The following is an 18,828-nucleotide window of genomic DNA, read 5'->3' as shown; positions in this document are numbered from 1 at the left end:
GCCCGCCTCAGCCCTTCATCTTCTCCTTGACGGCCTGGTTCGCCAGGTTGCCGATCTCGCCCTGGCCGATCGGCATCGAGCCGCCGCCGCCGACCTGGTCCGCGATCAGGAACCCGGGGGCCGCCAGCAGCCCGCCGGGCCCCTCGCCGATGCCCGCGAGGGCGTGGGCCGAGCCGGCCGAGGAGGCGGTGGCCGCGAAGGCCGTGCCCATCAGGGCGAGGGCGGTGAGTACACGCTTCGAGGTCTTCATGGCCAGTTCAACGAGCGGGTACGCACTGTGGTCACTCGAAGCCGCTGACACGTCCGCACTGTCCACGTTCGTCAGCGCGGAGCCCACCGCTCTCCTACTGTTGACGTTCTGGTACCGGGCGAAGGCGAGGACCATGTGACCGGTTCGGGAAGCGGGTACAACGTCCGCACTGAGATCAGTGGTGGGCTGTACCTCAACGCCGTGATCCAGGGCGCCGATGTGACGCTCCAACTCCCTCCCACGGTCCAGCCGGGGCTCAGTGGCCTCCCCCTTCCCTCCTCCGCTTTCACCGGCCGGGACACCGAAAGGGATGCGCTCTTCACGGCGCTCCGGCCGGGCACCGGGTCAACCGTCGCGGGCCGCGTGATCGCCGGGCTACCGGGAGTGGGAAAGACCGAGCTCGCCCTCCAGGTCGCCCATCTCGCGCTGAACGAACCCGGTTTCCTGCCGGGTGGGGTTCTCTTCATCGACCTGTTCGGCTACGACGACCAGCGTCGTGTCGATCCGCACCGAGCCCTCGCCTCGTTGCTCCGCTCCCTGGCCGTGCCCGACGAGTACATCCCGGACAACACCGAGGACCGGGCGCGGCTGTACCGCTCCATCCTGGCCGCCTACGCCGCAGACCAGCGGCGTGTCCTGCTGGTCCTCGACAACGCGATGAACAGTGCCCAGGTGCGTCCGCTGCTTCCCGGAGATCCATGCGTCCCCGTACTGGTCACCTCTCGACACACACTGAGCGACCTCGGCATCCGCCTGCTCGAACTGCCCGTGCTCGAACAACAGGCTGCCGTCGACTTCATCGAACGGAGCCTGCACGAAGTGGTGGGCCCCGAGGACACCCGGGTGAGGGACGAGCCGGAAGCGGCCAACGACGTGGCTGTTCTGTGCGGTCGGCTACCCCTGGCGCTCTCGATCGTCAGCGCCCTGCTGGCCGACATCCCTGCACGACCACTACGGTCCCTGGCAACGGCCTTGAGCGACGTGCACCACCGGCTGAAGCGACTCAGTCGCGAGGACCTGGCTGTCCGCACGGCCTTTGCCCTCTCCTACCAACACCTCCAGTCGGCCCAGGCAAGGTTGTTCCGTCTGATGCCGCTCAACCCGGGGCCCGATCTGTCCACCGAGGCGGTGGCCCAACTCGCCGACATGGGGCCCGACGACGCCGAGGGTTTGCTGCTCTCCCTCTCCCGTGGGCACTTCATCGAGCCCGGTTCGACCTACGGACGCTGGCGAATGCACGACCTCATGCGCCTGTTCGCAGACGAGCTGTGCCGCACGCACGATGAGCCACGCGAACGGGAGGCAGCAGTCGACCGGCTCTTCCAGCACTACGTCGCCAGAACCCTCTGCGCTGACACGATCTTTGAAGCCGCTTCCCGCCCCGGCCCCCACTTCCCCGATCGCGAAACCGCCCTGGAGTGGCTGGACACGGAGCGGCACAACCTGCTCGCCGCAGCCCTCGCTGCCCCGGAACTGGGACGGCCGGACGTGTTGCTCCACCTGCACTGCTCACTGATCGAGTTCCAATCCTTCCGTCGCCACCTCGACGACTGCGCAGTTCTGGCGTCGGCGGCACTCGCTGTCACTCGCTCCGAGGCCCACCCGATGCTGCGGGAGTTCGAGGCCGATGTCCTGACCAACCTTGGTACCGCCCACCGCGAGCTGCGCAGGTTCGACGACGCCGTGGCCTCGTACAAGGAGGCAGGATCACTCCACGCCATGAACGCGGACACCCAATCCGTGGCGATCACGCTGAACAATCTCGGTCTGACCTACCAGCAGATGAACCGTCTGGAGGAGGCGGCAAGTGCCCTCCAAGAGGCGCTGGCCCTGTTCCCGCCGGAGACCGATCGTCGCATCCGCGGCATGGCCTACAACAACCTCGGCAAGGCGCTGCACGGCCTGCGAAAGCTCCCGGAAGCGGCCGAGGCGCTCGCCGAGGACATCGCGATCTGCCATGAGATCGGTGATCTCCGAGGTGAGGGCATCGCGCTCAACAATCTCGGCATGGTTCTTCGCGACATGGGGCGGTTCCAGGCCTCAGCCGATGCACATCGACGGGCCCTGGCCGCTGCACGAAAGAGCGGGGACGTCTACAGCGAGGCTCTGGCCCAGGCGAACCTTGGGCTTGCCCTGGCCCTGGCCCACGACGCGGCCGGACCGCAGGAGGCAATCGACCTGTTGACGGTCGCCGTGAACACCCTGGACTCCTTGGGCGACGAGCACATGGCAACACAGGCACGGAACCACCTCGCCCTGATCCTCATCGAAGCCGGCCGCGCATCTGACGCGATCGAGCCTCTGACAGCAGCAATCGACGTGAGCCACCGGACAGGCGACCTGCGCTCCAGAGCAATGACACTGACCAATCTCGGCACTGCCCTGGAACTGTCAGGAATGTACGACGCGGCCGTGCAGGCCCAGTCCGAGGCCGTCACGGCCTTTCGGCAGTTGGGCGACCGACATCATGAAGCGAAGTCCCTGATGAACCTCGGCCTCGCCATCCGACGCACCGGCGACCTCGAGGCCGCCGAAGATGCCTTCGGGAAGTCCGCCCGCATCTTCCAGGAGGACGGGGAGGACGAACTGTTCGCCCAGGTCAGCCGACTCCGGGACGAGACCAGGAGAATGCGCCGCCAGCCCCCGAAGCGGTAGGTGCTCGGTGACCACTCGAAGGGCCCCGTACGCGGTTCACCCGAGATGCGCGACACTGGAGGGTCTGCGTCAATCCAGCTGTCAGCCAGTGGAGGGCTCCCCCGCGTGAACGACGGACCGCTCATCGTCCAGAGCGACAAAACTCTCCTTCTGGAGATCGACCACCCCAAGGCCGCCGACTGCCGCCGCGCCATCGCGCCGTTCGCCGAGCTGGAGCGCGCGCCCGAGCACGTGCACACCTACCGGATCACGCCGCTCGGCCTGTGGAACGCGCGGGCCGCCGGGCACGACGCCGAGCAGGTGGTGGACGCCCTGGTGACGTACTCCCGCTACCCGGTGCCGCACGCGCTGCTGGTGGACGTGGCCGACACCATGGGCCGCTACGGGCGGCTCCAGCTCCTCAAGCACCCCGTCCACGGGCTGGTGCTCGCCACCACCGACCGGCCGGTGCTGGAGGAGGTGCTGCGCTCCAAGAAGATCGTGCCGCTGGTCGGCGCCCGGGTCGACCCGGACACCGTGGTCGTGCACCCCTCCGAGCGCGGCCAGATCAAGCAGGTGCTGCTCAAACTCGGCTGGCCCGCCGAGGACTTCGCCGGGTACGTCGACGGCGAGGCGCACCCCATCGACCTGGAGGAGGACGGCTGGCAGCTGCGCCCGTACCAGGCGCAGGCCGTCGAGGGCTTCTGGCACGGCGGCTCGGGCGTCGTCGTGCTGCCCTGCGGCGCCGGCAAGACGCTGGTCGGCGCGGCCGCGATGGCGCACGCCAAGTCGACCACGCTGATCCTCGTCACCAACACCGTCTCCGCCCGCCAGTGGAAGCACGAGCTGGTCAAGCGCACCTCGCTCACCGAGGACGAGATCGGCGAGTACAGCGGGACGCGCAAGGAGATCCGCCCGGTCACCATCGCCACGTACCAGGTGATGACCACCAAGCGGAAGGGCGTCTACGCGCACCTGGAGCTGTTCGACGCCCGCAACTGGGGCCTGGTCGTCTACGACGAGGTGCACCTGCTGCCCGCGCCCGTCTTCAAGTTCACGGCCGACCTCCAGGCCCGCCGCCGCCTCGGCCTGACCGCCACCCTGGTGCGCGAGGACGGCCGCGAGGGCGACGTGTTCAGCCTCATCGGCCCCAAGCGCTTCGACGCGCCGTGGAAGGAGATCGAGGCCCAGGGCTACATCGCGCCCGCCGACTGCTGCGAGGTCCGCGTCACCCTGACCGACTCCGAGCGGCTCGCGTACGCCACCGCCGAGCCGGAGGAGCGCTACCGCTTCTGCGCGACCACGGCGACCAAGCGGCGGGTGGTGGAGGCGCTGGTCAAGAAGCACGAGAAGGACCAGACGCTCATCATCGGCCAGTACATCGACCAGCTGGACGAGCTCGGGGAGGTCCTGGACGCCCCGGTGATCAAGGGCGAGACCAGCAACGCGCAGCGCGAGAAGCTCTTCGACGCCTTCCGCAACAAGGAGATCGGCGTCCTGGTCGTCTCCAAGGTCGCCAACTTCTCCATCGACCTGCCGGAGGCGACGGTCGCCATCCAGGTCTCGGGGACGTTCGGCTCCCGCCAGGAGGAGGCCCAGCGGCTCGGGCGCGTCCTGCGGCCCAAGGCGGACGGGCACGCGGCGCACTTCTACTCCGTCGTCGCCCGGGACACCGTGGACCAGGACTTCGCCGCCCACCGGCAGCGCTTCCTGGCCGAGCAGGGCTACGCGTACCGGATCATCGACGCGGACGACGTGCTGTAGCCCTTGGAAAAAACTCAGTACCGGACACCGTCGCGCCCGAGGAAGATCACGCGCGCGGCGGTGTCCAGGGCGATCCCGACGTTGCGGAACGCGGTGCTCAGCGGGCTGCGGTGGCGGGCGGCCGCGACGGTCGCACCGGCCGGGACAGTGGGGTTCTCGTCTCGTGTGCTCATGTCTTCAACGGTAGGTACCCGACCGGCCCACGGCATCACCCCGAAGGCCGTATCCACCGCGCCGCCCGTCCTCCTGCGGGTGTAGGAGCACCCCCGAGACCTGCGGGGCTGGAACCCGGAGACGGACGGGTCTAAGATCGTCCGTCTGCCCCCTCCCGCACCGTGGTACCTGCTGAAGTCACGCAGGCAGCCGGGGGAGGCGTCGACCGCACGGCAACCGGTCGGCTGTACCCACCGTGAGCTCCATCGATCCGCTGCGCCCGCCACCGGGGCAGCCGGGAAGGTTCGCTGTGCCCGCCACCCCCACCACCGACCCCCTCCAGCGCGAACGCGACCACCTGGCCGCGTCCAGGGCCGCGCTGCGAGCGATGCGCGAGGACGTCGAGTCGCTCGACATCCGCGACGTGACCGGCACCTGGGTCACCGCCGTCATCCTCCAGAACCAGATCGAGGCCAGGATCGCCGCCCTGGCCGACCTCTCCGACACCCCGCTGTTCTTCGGCCGCCTCGACTACCTGCACGCGATCAGCGAGGAGCTCAGCGAGGGCGGAGGCGGGGAGAACTTCTACATCGGCCGCCGCCACGTCCACGACGCCGACGGCGACCCGATGGTCATCGACTGGCGCGCGCCGGTCTCCCAGCCGTTCTACCGGGCCAGCCGCACCGACCCGATGGACGTCGACCGCCGCCGCCGCTTCGGCTACACCGGCGGCGAGCTCACCGCGTACGAGGACGAGCACCTCTCCGACCCGGACGAGAAGGAGACCTCCTCCGCCCTCCTCGCCGCCGAGATCGAGAAGCCCCGCGTCGGCCCGATGCGCGACATCGTCGCCACCATCCAGCCCGAACAGGACGAGATCGTCCGCTCCGACATCACGGGCACCATCTGCGTCCAGGGGGCGCCCGGCACCGGGAAGACGGCCGTCGGCCTGCACCGCGTCGCGTACCTGCTGTACGCGCACCGCGAGCGCCTCGCCCGTACCGGGACGCTGGTCATCGGCCCCAACAACGCCTTCCTCTCCTACATCGAGCAGGTGCTCCCCGCCCTCGGCGAACTGGAGGTCGGCCAGGCCACCGTCCAGCAGCTCGTCGGCCACGTCGAGGTGCGCGGCGAGGACACCCCGGAGGCGGCCCGGCTCAAGGGCGACGCCCGGATGGCCGAGGTGCTGCGCCGCGCCGTACGGGCGGGCATCGCGCTGCCCGCCGAGCCCTGCGTGGTGGTCCGGGGCTCGCGCCGCTACCGCGTGCCGGTGCACGAACTCGCCGTGATCATCGAGGAGTTGAAGGCCCGTGACGTCCGCTACGGCGCCGCCGGGGAGGCCCTGCCGCAGCGCATCGCGCACACCGTGCTGCTCAAGATGGAGCAGTCCGGAGAGGCCCCGGACGACCGGGTGCAGGACGCGGTGGCCCGCAACGCCGCCGTGAAGGCCGTGGTCAAGGAGTGCTGGCCGGCCGTCGACCCCGCCAAGCTGGTGCTGCGGCTGCTCTCCGACCCGGAGTTCCTCGCCGCCTGCGCCGAGGGCGTGCTCACCGCCGAGGAGCAGGCCGCCGTCCTGTGGCCCAAGCCGGGCCGCTCGGTGAAGACCGCCCGCTGGACGCAGGCCGACGCCGTCCTCGTCGACGAGGCCACCGACCTCGTCCAGCGCACCCCCTCGCTCGGCCACGTCGTCCTCGACGAGGCGCAGGACCTCTCCCCCATGCAGTACCGCGCCGTCGGCCGCCGCTGCACCACCGGCTCGGCGACCGTCCTCGGCGACCTCGCCCAGGGCACCACCCCCTGGGCGACGGCCAGTTGGCCCGAGGCGCTGCACCACCTGGGCAAGCCGGAGGCGCACATCGAGGAGCTGACCAAGGGCTTCCGGGTGCCCGAGGAGGTCATCGTCTACGCCTCCCGGCTGCTTCCCTCCATCGCCCCGGGCCTGGCCCCGGCCACCTCCGTCCGCGAGACGCCCGGCTCGCTGGCCATCCGCGAGGTCCCGGCGGACGGGCTGACGCGGGCCGTCCTCGACGCCTGCCGGGAGGCGCTCACCCACGAGGGCTCGACCGGCCTGATCGCCGCCGACGCCCGCGTCCCGCTGTTCGCCGAGGCCCTGGAGGCGGCCGGCCTGCCGTTCCTCTCCCCCGGCTCGGAGACCAGCGCGGACGCCCGGCTCACCCTCGTCCCGGCCTCGCTCGCCAAGGGTCTGGAGTACGACTACGTGGTGCTGGACGAGCCGGCCGCCGTCGTCGCCGGGGAGCCGGACGAGCGGACGGGCCTGCGGCGGCTGTACGTGTCGCTGACCCGCGCCGTCTCCGGGCTGACGGTGCTGCACGCCGAGCCGCTGCCCGAACAGCTGGGCTGAGCACGCGAAAGGGCCGGTCCCCCCGTTCGAGGAGGCCGGCCCTTTCCCCGGCACGCTCAGGCGTCGATCAGCGCCCGCCACTCGGCGACCTTGCCCGCGTCCACCGGCGTCGACCAGCCGTCCGCGCGCACGGCCCCGCCGACGTGGAAGGCGTCGAAGCCCTCCGCCCGCAGCCCCTCGATGTGCTCGGCCCGCAGGCCGCCGCCGATCAGGATCCGCTGCCCGTAGCCGGGCTCGCCCCGGCGCGCCAGCTCGGCCGCGAGCACCTCGCGCCCGGCGTCGACCCCGGCGGCCGCGCCGGAGGTGAGGAAGGTGTCCAGACCGGGCAGCCCGGCGACGGCGGCCCGCAGGGCGGCCCGGTCCGCGCTGTGGTCGATCGCCCGGTGGAAGGTCCAGCGGCAGCCGGCCACGGCCTCGGCGACGGCCGTGGTGGCGGCCAGGTCGACGCCGCCCTCGGCGTCGAGGAAGCCGAGGACGAACTCCTCGGCGCCCTCGGCCCGCAGCGCGGCGGCCCGGGCGCACAGCTCGTCCAGGCTGCCCGGCGCGAAGCCGTCCCGGATGCGCAGCATGACGCGCAGCGGGATCGCGACGGCGGCCCGGATCCGGGCGAAGTCCTCGACGGACGGGGTGAGCCCGTCCGCGGCCATGTCGGTGACCAGTTCGAGCCGGTCGGCGCCGCCCGACTCGGCGGCCTGGGCGTCCTGGGGCGTCAGCGCGATGACTTCGAAAATTGGTCTAGACATATCAGACAGCCTGCCACATCGCGCCGAACGCGGCGAGCCCCCGGCACCCGGCCGGGGGCTCGCCCACTCGCGTGACGATCAGCGTGACGATCGGACGGTCACGCACGCACCTGCTCGGGGCGCCGCCGCAGCCCGTAGGCCGCCAGCGCCACCATCCCCAGCAGGATCGCCACCGGCACCGCCGTCGGCATCAGGTGCGAGATCCCGCGCGACTCCCGCCAGATGTTGAACAGGCTGCCCGGCGCCGTCAGCGCCAGCACCGCCACCCCCACCGCCGCCGGAACGGCCCGCCCGCGCAGCGCCGTCAGCGTCAGCACCAGCGGGGCGATCAGCATCAGCACGAACCACTGCTGCTCCACCGGGAAGCGGGTGTCGTCCCAGCGCTGCGCCGTCTCCAGCAGCCCGCCCGCGGCCACCGAGGCCAGCACCAGGCCCGCCGAGCGCACCGAGAGCCGGGGCAGCAGGTCCTTCGGCGCCGCGACCAGCAGCAGCGCGGCGAAGACGAACGGCAGCGTGGCCATCCCGATGTAGCCCGGCCACCAGAGGTCCTCGAAGTGCGAGTCCACGAAGGCCCCGCCCAGCTCGCCCAGCGCCATCACGCCGAGGAACAGGGCCAGCCCGCGCGCCGCCGTCCAGCGGCCCAGTGCCGCCGCCACGATCAGCAGCATCGCGCCCACCGGCTGGAAGAACACCTCGGCGTACGCGCCGAGGGAGTGGTTCCAGCTGAGCAGGTGGGTGGTGCCGTCCGGGTCGGCCAGCCAGGGCACCAGCGCCGCCCCGGCCACCGCGCCGGCGATCATCGGTGCGACGAGCGCCAGCAGCCGGCCCGTCTGCGAGGAGCCCGTCAGCCCGACCCGCACCCGCAGGCCGTACAGCGCGAGGTCGAACACCTCGCGGGCCACCGCCGTGCGCCCGGCCCGGGCCGTGGTGTCGGCGAAGACCGCGGCCAGCTCCGCGCCCCGCTCACGCCGGTAGCCGGCCGGGTAGAGCTGGAGCACGGCGCGCAGTGCGGCCGAGGGCGCTCCCACCATCGTCGGTGTCGTCATGTCGTGCTCCCCCCTGCCGAGGACGCGCCCTTCGGGCCCGCGCCCCACAGCATCGACCGCATCTTGGAGAGGCGGCGCTCCGCCTCGGTGGCCACCGCCCGCAGGCGCTCGGCCTCGGTGGCCAGGGCCGCCCGGCCGGCGTCGGTCAGCGCGTAGCTGCGCCGGGCCCGGCCGTCGACGACCTCCTCCGCGGCGACCTCGATCAGGCCCTGCTGGAGCAGGCGGTCGAGGGCGCCGTACAGGGTGCCGGTGCGCATCTTGACCCGGCCGTCCGAGATGGCGGCGACCTCCTGGATCAGGGCGTAGCCGTGTCTGGGAGCGTCGGCCAGGGCGGTGAGCAGCAGCAGCGTCGGCTCCTGCATGGAGCGTTCTGTCATACGACTACATATATCGCCGAACGGCATATCTGTCCAGGGGCCTCCGCCCGGCGAAGAATGGGCGCATGACCGAGGACCTGCTCGCCGACTGGACCGCCCTGCTGACCCGCTGCGGCGCCGCCGTCGACCCCGGGCCGTACGGGCGGGAGCTGCTGCGCCGCTGGTCGGAGCCGCAGCGCCGCTACCACGGGGTGGACCACCTGCGGGCTGTGCTGCGGCACGTCGACGCGCTCGCCGGGCATGCCGGGGACGCGGACACCGTCCGCCTCGCCGCCTGGTTCCACGACGCCGTCTACCGGCCCGACCGCACCGAGAACGAGGAGCGCAGCGCCGCCCTGGCCCACCGCGCCCTGACCGCCGCGGGCCTGCCCGCCGAGCGGGTCGCCGAGGTCGAGCGGCTCGTCCTGCTGACAGTCACCCACGCCCCGGCGCCGGGCGACCGCGACGGGGAGGTGCTCTGCGACGCCGACCTCGCCGTCCTGGGCGGCGCTCCGGAGGCGTACGCGGCCTACGCGGCGGCCGTCCGCGAGGAGTACGGCTTCGTGCCCGAGCCGGACTTCCGGGCGGGGCGCGCGGCCGTCCTGCGCGCCCTGCTGGCGCTTCCCCTGCTCTTCCGCACGCCGGACGCGCGGACGCGCTTCGAGGAGCCCGCCCGCGCCAACCTCACGGCCGAACTGGCCGCACTCTAGACCGGTCTCAACTCCGCCGCGCCACCAGCAGGTTCGCGACGGCCACCCCGGCGGTCACGCACAGGACGCGCCCCACGATGACCCACCACCCGTCCTGCCCCAGCCCCGCGGCCTCCAGCACGGCCCACCAGGCCGCGAAGCCGCCGATGCCGCCCACCACACCCCACATCCAGCGCTGCATGACGGCACCGTACCGAATCCACATGAACGTCAGGGGCGCAACTCTCCTACTGCTGCGACCACTTCGCCCTTCTTCCCGCACACCCAGTGCGGGTCAGGACCCAACTCCGGCTCCACGCCCAGCGCGTGAGGGTCGCCCTCCTCGGCGCAGACGGCGCACAGCGGCCACCGCCCGTACGCCTCCAGCAGCGCGTCCTGCACGTCCTGGGCGACCAGCCCCAGCACGTACTCCGTGCCGTCCGGCCACTGCTCCAGCCACCAGCGGCGGTGCGCGACGGCCTCCTCCACCAGGGAGACCACGGCGGCGTCCGCCACGTCCCGGGCGGTGAGGTCGGCCAGGATCAGCGCCCGCGCGTTGTGCAGGGCGTTCTCGATGTCGTCGGAACCCATCCGTCCATTCTCCGGTAGAACGCCGCGTGGGCGGCCCCCCGAGGGGGACCGCCCACGCGATCAGAACCTGCTGATCCGATCAGGATCAGAAGTCCATGTCACCGCCCGGCATGCCGCCGCCGGCGGCCGCGGCGGCCTTCTCCGGCTTGTCGGCGATGACGGCCTCGGTGGTGAGGAACAGCGCCGCGATGGAGGCGGCGTTCTGCAGCGCGGAGCGCGTGACCTTGGCCGGGTCGATGATGCCCGCGGCGACCAGGTCGACGTACTCGTTGGTGGCGGCGTTCAGGCCGTGACCGGCGGGGAGGTTGCGCACCTTCTCCACCACGACACCGCCCTCGAGGCCGGCGTTGGTCGCGATCTGCTTGATCGGGGCCTCGAGCGCGACCTTGACGATGTTGGCACCGGTGGCCTCGTCGCCGTCCAGCTCCAGCTTGTCGAACGCGACACCGGCCTGCAGCAGGGCGACGCCGCCACCGGCGACGATGCCCTCCTCGACGGCGGCCTTGGCGTTGCGGACGGCGTCCTCGATGCGGTGCTTGCGCTCCTTGAGCTCCACCTCGGTGGCCGCGCCGGCCTTGATGACGGCCACGCCGCCGGCCAGCTTGGCGAGGCGCTCCTGGAGCTTCTCGCGGTCGTAGTCCGAGTCGCTGTTCTCGATCTCGGCACGGATCTGGTTCACGCGGCCGGCGACCTGGTCGCTGTCGCCGCCACCGTCGACGATGGTGGTCTCGTCCTTGGTGATGACCACCTTGCGGGCGGTGCCCAGCAGGTCGACGCCGGCGTTCTCCAGCTTGAGGCCGACCTCCTCGGAGATCACGGTGCCACCGGTGAGGATGGCGATGTCGCCGAGCATGGCCTTGCGGCGGTCACCGAAGCCCGGGGCCTTGACGGCGACGGACTTGAAGGTGCCGCGGATCTTGTTCACGACCAGGGTCGACAGGGCCTCGCCCTCGACGTCCTCGGCGATGATGACGAGCGGCTTGCCGCTCTGCATGACCTTCTCCAGCAGCGGCAGGAGGTCCTTGACCGAGCCGATCTTGGAGTTGGCGATGAGGATGTACGGGTCCTCGAACGTCGCCTCCATGCGCTCCAGGTCGGTCGCGAAGTAGGCGGAGATGTAGCCCTTGTCGAAGCGCATGCCCTCGGTGAGCTCGAGCTCCAGACCGAAGGTGTTGCTCTCCTCGACGGTGATGACGCCTTCCTTGCCGACCTTGTCCATGGCCTCGGCGATGAGCTCGCCGATCTGGGTGTCGGCGGCCGAGATGGAGGCGGTGGAGGCGATCTGCTCCTTGGTCTCCACGTCCTTGGCCTGGGCCAGCAGCTGGTCCGAGACGGCGGCGACGGCCTTCTCGATACCGCGCTTCAGGGCCATCGGGTTGGCGCCGGCGGCGACGTTGCGCAGACCCTCGCGAACCAGGGCCTGGGCGAGCACGGTGGCGGTGGTGGTGCCGTCGCCCGCGACGTCGTCCGTCTTCTTGGCGACCTCCTTGACGAGCTCCGCACCGATCTTCTCGTACGGGTCCTCGAGCTCGATCTCCTTGGCGATGGAGACACCGTCGTTGGTGATCGTGGGGGCGCCCCACTTCTTCTCCAGCACGACGTTGCGGCCCTTGGGGCCGAGCGTGACCTTCACCGCGTCGGCGAGCTGGTTCATGCCACGCTCAAGGCCGCGGCGAGCTTCCTCATCAAAGGCGATGATCTTGGCCATCAGAAGTGGTCCTCCGGGACACGGTCGACTGCTCGGACCAAGGGGTGCCCGCGACGGACGGCCCTGGTGTGCGGAGGTCCATTCCCTGCCGCTCCTGGGGCCTCACCGACCCGGTCCGCTTATCACTCTCAAGCTGTGAGTGCTAACGCCAATGATTAGCACTCCGGGTGGTCGAGTGCAAGCCCCGTGACCAACCCGCGAGCCCCCTCGGAACCCCCGCGGAGCCCCGTCCGGGCATGCGAACGGGCCCGCACGACAGGTGTCGTACGGGCCCGCCGAAGAAGCGAGTGGTCACCAGCCGTGGGCCGTGACGAGCCTCCTGGAGCCGGAAGGTCAGACCGCCGCGCGAACCATGTCCGCCTGCGGGCCCTTCTGTCCCTGGGAGATCTCGAACTCGACCCGCTGGCCCTCCTCAAGGGTGCGGTAGCCGTCCATCTGGATCGCGCTGTAGTGGACGAAGACGTCCGCACCACCGTCGACCGCGATGAAGCCGTAGCCCTTCTCCGCGTTGAACCACTTGACGGTGCCCTGAGCCATTCCGAACTCCCCTAGTGCTGTGCTGGCCCTTCACGCGCCCGCAGGTCGCGGACCCGGTTCTGGAAGGCCGGCCCGGGGAACCCCCCCTGGGCGCAGCCGCGGCCGCCGTGGAACGCCGGGCGAGGCGATTACGTCGACCGCGGCTGAATGTATCCGGATCGACGCCCTCTGCAACAGGGCCAATCACCGGGAATTCCGACGCGGCGTCAAGGGGCAATCCCGAGCGAATCGGAAGGAAATCGGCATTTCAGTCCGGACATAGCGGGCGAACATCCTCAAAAGCCCGCCGGAATTCTGACATCTGCCTGACATGTTTCACGGCCCGGGCCCCGACCGGTCCCATCAGCCGGACGCCGCACGGCGATTCAGGAAGGAGCCCCCGTTCCCAGCCGAGGCTCACTCTACTCCCACTCGACCAGGAAATATTCCCGCCGAAATGCAACCGGCCGCCCACACATACGGAGAAGTGAATTCCGTACACGTGGACGACCGGTTCGGGTGCCGTTCGCTCAGCAGCCGCCGGCGACCGCCGGAATGATCGAGACGCTCGCGCCGTCCTTGATCTCCGTCGCCAGGCCCTCGGCAAAACGCACGTCGTCGTCGTTCACGTACACGTTCACGAAACGGCGCAGCTTGCCGGTGTCGTCCAGGATGCGGGCCGCGATGCCCGGGTGGTTCTTCTCCAGGTCGGCGACGACCTCGCCCAGGGTGGCGCCCTCGGCGCTCACCTCGGCGGCGCCGCCGGTGTAGGTGCGCAGGATGGTGGGGATGCGGACGTTGGCGCTCATGACTCTCCTACTCGGGGTGGTTCAGGCGGACGCGAGGCCGGCGTCGCGGAAGGACGCCAGGGTGGGGCGGATGACGGCGGTCATCCCGGCGTCGGAGACGGCGTCCAGCGTCTTGAGGCCGTCGCCGGTGTTGATCGCGACGGTCTCCTTGGCCGGGTCCAGCTGCCCGGTCTCGACCAGCTTCTTGAGCACGCCGACGGTCACGCCGCCCGCGGTCTCGGCGAAGATCCCCTCCGTACGGGCCAGCAGCCGGATCGCCTCCACGACCTCGGCGTCCGTCACGTCCTCGACGGCCCCGCCGGTGCGGCGGGCGATGTCCAGCACGTACGGGCCGTCCGCCGGGTTGCCGATCGCCAGCGACTTGGCGATGGTGTCCGGCTTGACCGGCCGGATCACGTCACGGCCGTCCTTGAAGGCCGCCGACACCGGCGAGCAGCCCTCGGCCTGGGCACCGAAGATCCTGTACGGGCGGTCCTCGACGAGGCCCAGCTTGATCAGCTCCTGCAGCCCCTTGTCGATCTTCGTCAGCTGCGAGCCCGAGGCGACGGGGATCACGATCTGCTCCGGCAGCCGCCAGCCGAGCTGCTCGCAGATCTCGTACGCCAGCGTCTTGGAGCCCTCGCCGTAGTACGGCCGCAGGTTGACGTTCACGAAGCCCCAGCCCTCGCCGGCCGGGTCCCCGATGAGCTCCGAGCAGAAGCGGTTCACGTCGTCGTAGTTGCCCTCGATGCCGACCAGCTCGCCGCCGTACACCCCGGCCATGACGACCTTGCCCTGCTCCAGGTCGTGCGGGATGAACACGCAGGACCGGAAGCCCGCCCGGGCCGCCGCCGCGCCCACCGCGCCGGCCAGGTTGCCGGTCGAGGAGCAGGACAGCGTGGTGTAGCCGAAGGCCCGCGCCGCCTCGATCGCGCAGGCGACCACGCGGTCCTTGAACGAGTGCGTCGGGTTGCCCGAGTCGTCCTTGACGTGCAGCTGGGCGGTGAACCCGAGCTCGCGGCCCAGGTTGTCCGCCTTCACCAGCGGGGTCCACCCCGGGTTCAGGTTGGGCTTGGAGGCGACGTCGGCCGGCACCGGCAGCAGCGGCGCGTAGCGCCAGATGGACGCGGGGCCGGACTCGATCCGCTTGCGCAGTTCCTCGGCGCCCTCGCTGCCGAACTCGTACGCGATCTCCAGCGGCCCGAAACACTCCAGACAGGCGAAGCTGGGGCCGAGCGGGAAGCGGGTCCCGCACTCCCGACAGGACAGGGCGGCGGCGGGGCCGAGGTCCACGGAAACGGGTGCGGCGGTGTCGATAGCCATGATGGCGGAGGCCTCTCTCCTCATCTTCCCCGCGGCGCGGTCGCGCCACAGGCCGGAATTGGCACCTGTCCCGCCGGGGCCTGTCGACAGACAGCCGCGCGAGAAGGTTGCCGGGACGTCAACGGGCCGTTCCCTCAGTCCCTCTGGATGAGCTTGTGAAATTGTGGTGGTACGTCGGCGGTGACCCCGGTGTGCCAAGGTTCGAGCGCCGTACGAAGACTGTATCCGAAGGCGTCAACCCCGAACGGGACTGTCCGCCACCCGAGATGACACGTCCCAACCGAGGAGGCCCCCCGTGCCCGCCGAACCGACCCCCGAGCTCCTCCCGCAGGCGGCGTCCTGGCTACGCCGCCGCTCCTGGAGCGCGGCGGACCGGTCGGTCGCCGACCTCCTGCGCGCCAAGGAACGCACCGGGCACACCGTCAGCGTCGTCCTGCCCGCCCTCGACGAGGAGGCCACCGTCGGGGACATCGTCCGCACCGTCCGCCGCGAGCTGATGGAGCGCCTCCCCCTCGTCGACGAACTCGTCGTCGTCGACTCCGGCTCCACCGACGCCACCGCCGCCGTCGCCGCCGAGGCCGGCGCCCGCGTCGAGCACCGCGACGCGATCCTGCCCCGCCTGCCCGCCGTCCCCGGCAAGGGCGAGGTCCTGTGGCGCTCCCTGCTGGTCACCCGCGGCGACATCGTCTGCTTCATCGACGCCGACCTGCGCGAGTTCGACCCCGCCTTCGTCTCCGGCATCCTCGGCCCGCTGCTCACCGAGCCCGACATCCAGCTGGTCAAGGCCATGTACGACCGCCCCCTGGAAGTGACGATCAGCGGCTCCGCCGCGGGCGAGACCGGCGCCGTCATCCCCACCGGCGGCGGCCGCGTCACCGAACTCGTCGCCCGCCCGCTCCTCAACCTCCACTGGCCGGAACTCGCCGGTTTCGTCCAGCCCCTCGGCGGCGAGTACGCGGCCCGCCGCTCCCTCCTCGAACGCCTGCCCTTCCCCACCGGCTACGGCGTCGAGCTCGGCCTGCTCGTCGACGCCCTGGAGACCGTCGGCCTCGACGCCCTCGCCCAGGTCGACGTCGGCGTCCGCCACCACCGCCACCAGGACGGCCAGGCCCTCGGCCGGATGGCCGCCACCATCCACCGCACCGCCCTCGAACGCCTGGAGCGCACCCACCGCCTCAAGGCCGGCCCCGACCTCGTCCACCCCTACCTCACCCAGTTCACCCGCGACCCCGACACCCGCGAGTTCACCGCCCACACCCTCCCCGTCACCGCCCTCGAACGCCCCCCGATGCACACGATCCCGGAGTACGCGACCCGGCACTGAGGGGTTTGCCGCCCCCACCCCCCGGCAAGATGCCAACCATGGGCGATCTCACGACCGAACGTTCGAGCGCGACCGGCACCGCCCCCGTCCTGGTGGCCTCCAACCGGGGCCCGGTGTCCTTCGGCACCGCGGACGACGGCACCCTGACCCTCCGCAGAGGCGGCGGCGGCCTGGTCTCCGGCCTCTCCGCCATCGACGACCCCAACGCCGTCTGGGTCTGCGCGGCCCTGAACGACGCCGACCGCAGAGCCGCCCGCGAGGCCCCCCACGGCCGCCTCGACCTCGCCGGCCACGACGTCGGCGGCCAGGCCGTCCGGATGCTCGACCTCGACCCCGAGACCTTCGCCCACGCCTACAACGGCGTCGCCAACTCCACCCTCTGGTTCGTCCACCACCTGCTGTACGCGACGCCCACCGCCCCCGCCTTCGACGCCGACTTCCGCACCCAGTGGGCCGACTACACCGCCTACAACACGGCCTTCGCCGAAGCCCTCGCCGCCGAAGCCGCCCCCGGAGCGGCCGTCCTCGTGCAGGACTACCACCTCTCCCTCACCCCGGCCCTGCTGCGCGCCACCCGCCCCGACCTGCGGATCGGCCACTTCTCCCACACCCCCTGGGCCCCGCCCGAGTACTACCGGCTGCTCCCCGACGACGTCGCCGCGGCCGTCCTCACCGGCATCCTCGGCGCCGACCGCGCCGGCTTCCTCACCGAACGCTGGGCCCGCGCCTTCGCCGCCTGCTGCGAAGCCGTCCTCGGCGCCACCGTCGACCACGAGGCCCTCACCGTCACGCACGCCGGCCGCACGACCCGCCTCGGCGTCCACGCCCTCGGCGCCGACGCCGACTTCCTGCGCGAGCGCGCCCACCGCCCCGACGTCGACGAGCGCCTCACCGCCCTCCGCACGGCCGTCGGCGAGCGCCGCACCATCGTCCGCGTCGACCGCACCGAGCTGAGCAAGAACATCGTCCGCGGCCTCCTCGCCTACCGGCACCTCCTGCGCACCCGCCCCGAGTGGCACGACCGCGTCGTCCACATCGCCTTCGCCTACCCCTCCCGCACCGACCTCGCCGAGTACCGCGACTACACCGCCGCCGTCCAGCAGCTCGCCGCCGAGATCAACGCCGAGTTCGCCACCCCCGCCTGGCAGCCGCTGATCCTCCACGTCAACGACGACTTCCCCCGCAGCCTCGCCGCCTACCGCCTCGCCGACGTCGCCCTCGTCAACCCCATCCGCGACGGCATGAACCTCGTCGCCAAGGAGGTCCCCGTCGTCTCCGACCACGGCTGCGCCCTCGTCCTCTCCCGCGAGGCCGGCGCCCACGCCGAACTCGGCGAGGACTCCCTCGTCGTCAACCCGTACGACGTGATCGCCACCGCCGACGCCCTGCACGCCGGCCTCACCATGCCCCCCGAGGAACGCGCCGCCCGCACCAAGCGCCTGGCCGACGCCGCCACCGCCCTGCCCCCGCAGCAGTGGTTCCTCGACCAGCTCAACGCCCTCTGATCTCCTCCCCCAACGCCCCCAGCAGCCCCACCACACCCTCCGGCCCGGCCACCACCACGTCCGCCCGCTCCGCCAACTCCCGCACCGGCGCGTCCCCCACCGCCCCGGCGCACACCAGCACGCCCTTCAGCCCCTCCTTCCGCAACTCCTCCACCGCCGCGAACGCCGCCACGTCCCCCAGGTCGTCCCCCGCGTACAGCACCGCCCGCGCCCCCCGCTCCCGCAGGAACCCCGTCAGCGCCGCCCCCTTGTCCACCCCCGGCGGCCGCACCTCCAACACCAGCCGCCCCGGCTCCACCACCAGCCCGTACTCCCGCGCCAGCTCCCCCACCGGCGCCCGCAACGCCTCCAACGCCTCCTCCGGCGCGGCCGTCCGCCTGGTGTGCACCGCCACCGACCGCCCCTTGTCCTCCACCCACGTCCCCTCCGGCGCCCCCACCCGCGCCAACACCCCCGGCAACGCCGCCCTCGCCCCCTCCACCCCCGGATGCACCCCGGGCGCCGTCACCACACCCCCCTCCCACCGCTCCGCCCCGTAGTGCCCGAGCACCACCACCCCCGGCACCTCCTCCAACCCCCCGAACTCCACCGCCAACCCCGCCGGCCGCCCCGTCACCACCACCACGGCCCCCACCACCGGCGCCAGCCCCCGCAACACCCCCACCACCCCGGGATGCGCCCTCGCCGCACCCGGATCAGCCACGATCGGCGCCAACGTCCCATCGAAGTCCAACGCGATCACCGCCTCCCCCGGCGCCCCCACGATCGCCCGCACCCCGTCCCGCCCCGGCCCGGCCCCAACCATCTCCACAACAGTCATACCGACGCCCATACCCCACCCAGCCCCGCCCACCCAACCCACCCGGACGGCGAAACTCACGCGGGGTGTGGGGGCCCGAAATCCCCAGCGGCCGCGCAGGGCGAAGCCCGCGCGGCCGCAACAGAACCCACCCACAGCAACCCACCCCCACGACCCAACCCAGGCGAGAGGGACGCGCTGCGGGAGGGGGCGGCGCAGGGGGTGGCCCGGAGTGGGGCGTTGCGGGTGATTTTCAGACTGCCAACGGTCCGCACCA

General features: G+C 71.7%; 18 protein-coding genes and 1 riboswitch. Of the genes, 6 read left to right on the top strand and 12 right to left on the bottom strand.

Annotated elements, in window-relative coordinates; genetic code table 11:
* Window positions 1-7: 7 nt before the first annotated feature.
* Complete coding sequence (locus ACIRRS_RS11075) at window positions 8-250, bottom strand: hypothetical protein (protein ID WP_402968022.1); 243 nt, start codon at window positions 248-250, stop codon at window positions 8-10.
* 135 nt (window positions 251-385) lie between these two features.
* On the opposite strand from ACIRRS_RS11075, the gene ACIRRS_RS11070 reads away from it, so the two are divergent.
* Both ACIRRS_RS11070 and ACIRRS_RS11065 read left to right on the top strand, forming a co-directional pair.
* Complete coding sequence (locus ACIRRS_RS11070; protein WP_402968020.1) at window positions 386-2,905, top strand: ATP-binding protein; 2,520 nt, start codon at window positions 386-388, stop codon at window positions 2,903-2,905.
* A gap of 105 nt (window positions 2,906-3,010) precedes the next feature.
* Complete coding sequence (locus ACIRRS_RS11065; protein ID WP_402968017.1) at window positions 3,011-4,648, top strand: DNA repair helicase XPB; 1,638 nt, start codon at window positions 3,011-3,013, stop codon at window positions 4,646-4,648.
* 14 nt (window positions 4,649-4,662) lie between these two features.
* Here the strand turns inward: ACIRRS_RS11065 and ACIRRS_RS11060 are convergent, their stop codons facing one another.
* Window positions 4,663-4,821, bottom strand: coding sequence for a hypothetical protein (locus tag ACIRRS_RS11060; protein ID WP_402968014.1), 159 nt, complete (start codon window positions 4,819-4,821; stop codon window positions 4,663-4,665).
* 290 nt (window positions 4,822-5,111) lie between these two features.
* Between ACIRRS_RS11060 and ACIRRS_RS11055 the strand changes: the two genes are divergently transcribed.
* A complete protein-coding gene (locus ACIRRS_RS11055) occupies window positions 5,112-7,163 on the top strand; it encodes a HelD family protein (RefSeq protein ID WP_402968011.1) in 2,052 nt (683 codons plus the stop codon).
* A 56-nt stretch (window positions 7,164-7,219) separates the two neighbouring features.
* Here ACIRRS_RS11055 and ACIRRS_RS11050 read toward each other — a convergent pair whose 3' ends face one another.
* The 3 genes from ACIRRS_RS11050 to ACIRRS_RS11040 form a co-directional block, all read right to left on the bottom strand.
* Window positions 7,220-7,906 carry a copper homeostasis protein CutC gene (locus ACIRRS_RS11050; protein WP_402968008.1) on the bottom strand — a complete coding sequence of 229 codons (687 nt, stop codon included), beginning with the start codon at window positions 7,904-7,906 and terminating at the stop codon, window positions 7,220-7,222.
* A 98-nt stretch (window positions 7,907-8,004) separates the two neighbouring features.
* Window positions 8,005-8,952 carry a hypothetical protein gene (locus ACIRRS_RS11045; protein WP_402968006.1) on the bottom strand — a complete coding sequence of 316 codons (948 nt, stop codon included), beginning with the start codon at window positions 8,950-8,952 and terminating at the stop codon, window positions 8,005-8,007.
* Window positions 8,949-9,329, bottom strand: coding sequence for a PadR family transcriptional regulator (locus ACIRRS_RS11040; RefSeq protein ID WP_402968003.1), 381 nt, complete (start codon window positions 9,327-9,329; stop codon window positions 8,949-8,951). The genes ACIRRS_RS11045 and ACIRRS_RS11040 overlap by 4 nt, the downstream gene beginning before the upstream one ends.
* A 65-nt stretch (window positions 9,330-9,394) precedes the next feature.
* Here ACIRRS_RS11040 and ACIRRS_RS11035 point away from each other — a divergent pair, with 65 nt between their 5' ends.
* On the top strand, window positions 9,395-10,018 hold the full coding sequence (locus ACIRRS_RS11035) for a hypothetical protein (RefSeq protein WP_402968000.1): 624 nt from the start codon (window positions 9,395-9,397) through the stop codon (window positions 10,016-10,018).
* A 7-nt stretch (window positions 10,019-10,025) separates the two neighbouring features.
* Here the strand turns inward: ACIRRS_RS11035 and ACIRRS_RS11030 are convergent, their stop codons facing one another.
* The 6 genes from ACIRRS_RS11030 to thrC form a co-directional block, all read right to left on the bottom strand.
* Complete coding sequence (locus tag ACIRRS_RS11030) at window positions 10,026-10,199, bottom strand: hypothetical protein (RefSeq protein ID WP_402967997.1); 174 nt, start codon at window positions 10,197-10,199, stop codon at window positions 10,026-10,028.
* A gap of 29 nt (window positions 10,200-10,228) precedes the next feature.
* Window positions 10,229-10,588, bottom strand: coding sequence for a hypothetical protein (locus tag ACIRRS_RS11025; protein WP_402967995.1), 360 nt, complete (start codon window positions 10,586-10,588; stop codon window positions 10,229-10,231).
* Between the two features lie 85 nt (window positions 10,589-10,673).
* Window positions 10,674-12,296, bottom strand: a complete 1,623-nt coding sequence (gene groL, locus ACIRRS_RS11020; protein WP_402967993.1) for a chaperonin GroEL — start codon at window positions 12,294-12,296, stop codon at window positions 10,674-10,676.
* 333 nt (window positions 12,297-12,629) lie between these two features.
* Window positions 12,630-12,833 carry a cold-shock protein gene (locus tag ACIRRS_RS11015; protein ID WP_030289665.1) on the bottom strand — a complete coding sequence of 68 codons (204 nt, stop codon included), beginning with the start codon at window positions 12,831-12,833 and terminating at the stop codon, window positions 12,630-12,632.
* Between the two features lie 509 nt (window positions 12,834-13,342).
* The gene (locus ACIRRS_RS11010) at window positions 13,343-13,621 is read right to left on the bottom strand and encodes a ubiquitin-like small modifier protein 1 (protein WP_402967990.1); all 279 of its coding nucleotides are present in this window, start codon (window positions 13,619-13,621) and stop codon (window positions 13,343-13,345) included.
* Window positions 13,622-13,642: 21 nt separating this feature from the next.
* Complete coding sequence (gene thrC / locus ACIRRS_RS11005) at window positions 13,643-14,923, bottom strand: threonine synthase (protein WP_402967988.1); 1,281 nt, start codon at window positions 14,921-14,923, stop codon at window positions 13,643-13,645.
* Between the two features lie 17 nt (window positions 14,924-14,940).
* A riboswitch (SAM riboswitch) is annotated at window positions 14,941-15,077 on the bottom strand.
* Window positions 15,078-15,218: 141 nt separating this feature from the next.
* Between thrC and ACIRRS_RS11000 the strand changes: the two genes are divergently transcribed.
* Together ACIRRS_RS11000 and ACIRRS_RS10995 are read left to right on the top strand one after the other, a co-directional pair.
* Window positions 15,219-16,247, top strand: coding sequence for a glucosyl-3-phosphoglycerate synthase (locus ACIRRS_RS11000; RefSeq protein ID WP_402967986.1), 1,029 nt, complete (start codon window positions 15,219-15,221; stop codon window positions 16,245-16,247).
* Window positions 16,248-16,285: 38 nt separating this feature from the next.
* On the top strand, window positions 16,286-17,752 hold the full coding sequence (locus tag ACIRRS_RS10995) for a trehalose-6-phosphate synthase (protein ID WP_402967984.1): 1,467 nt from the start codon (window positions 16,286-16,288) through the stop codon (window positions 17,750-17,752).
* Here ACIRRS_RS10995 and otsB read toward each other — a convergent pair.
* Complete coding sequence (otsB, locus tag ACIRRS_RS10990) at window positions 17,739-18,584, bottom strand: trehalose-phosphatase (protein WP_402967981.1); 846 nt, start codon at window positions 18,582-18,584, stop codon at window positions 17,739-17,741. The genes ACIRRS_RS10995 and otsB overlap by 14 nt on opposite strands.
* Window positions 18,585-18,828 lie beyond the last annotated feature (244 nt).

The organism is Kitasatospora sp. NPDC101183, assembly GCF_044767945.1.
Lineage (GTDB): Bacteria > Actinomycetota > Actinomycetes > Streptomycetales > Streptomycetaceae > Kitasatospora.
Note: the sequence above shows the minus strand (reverse complement) of the source record. Positions and strands in the feature narration are given on the sequence as shown.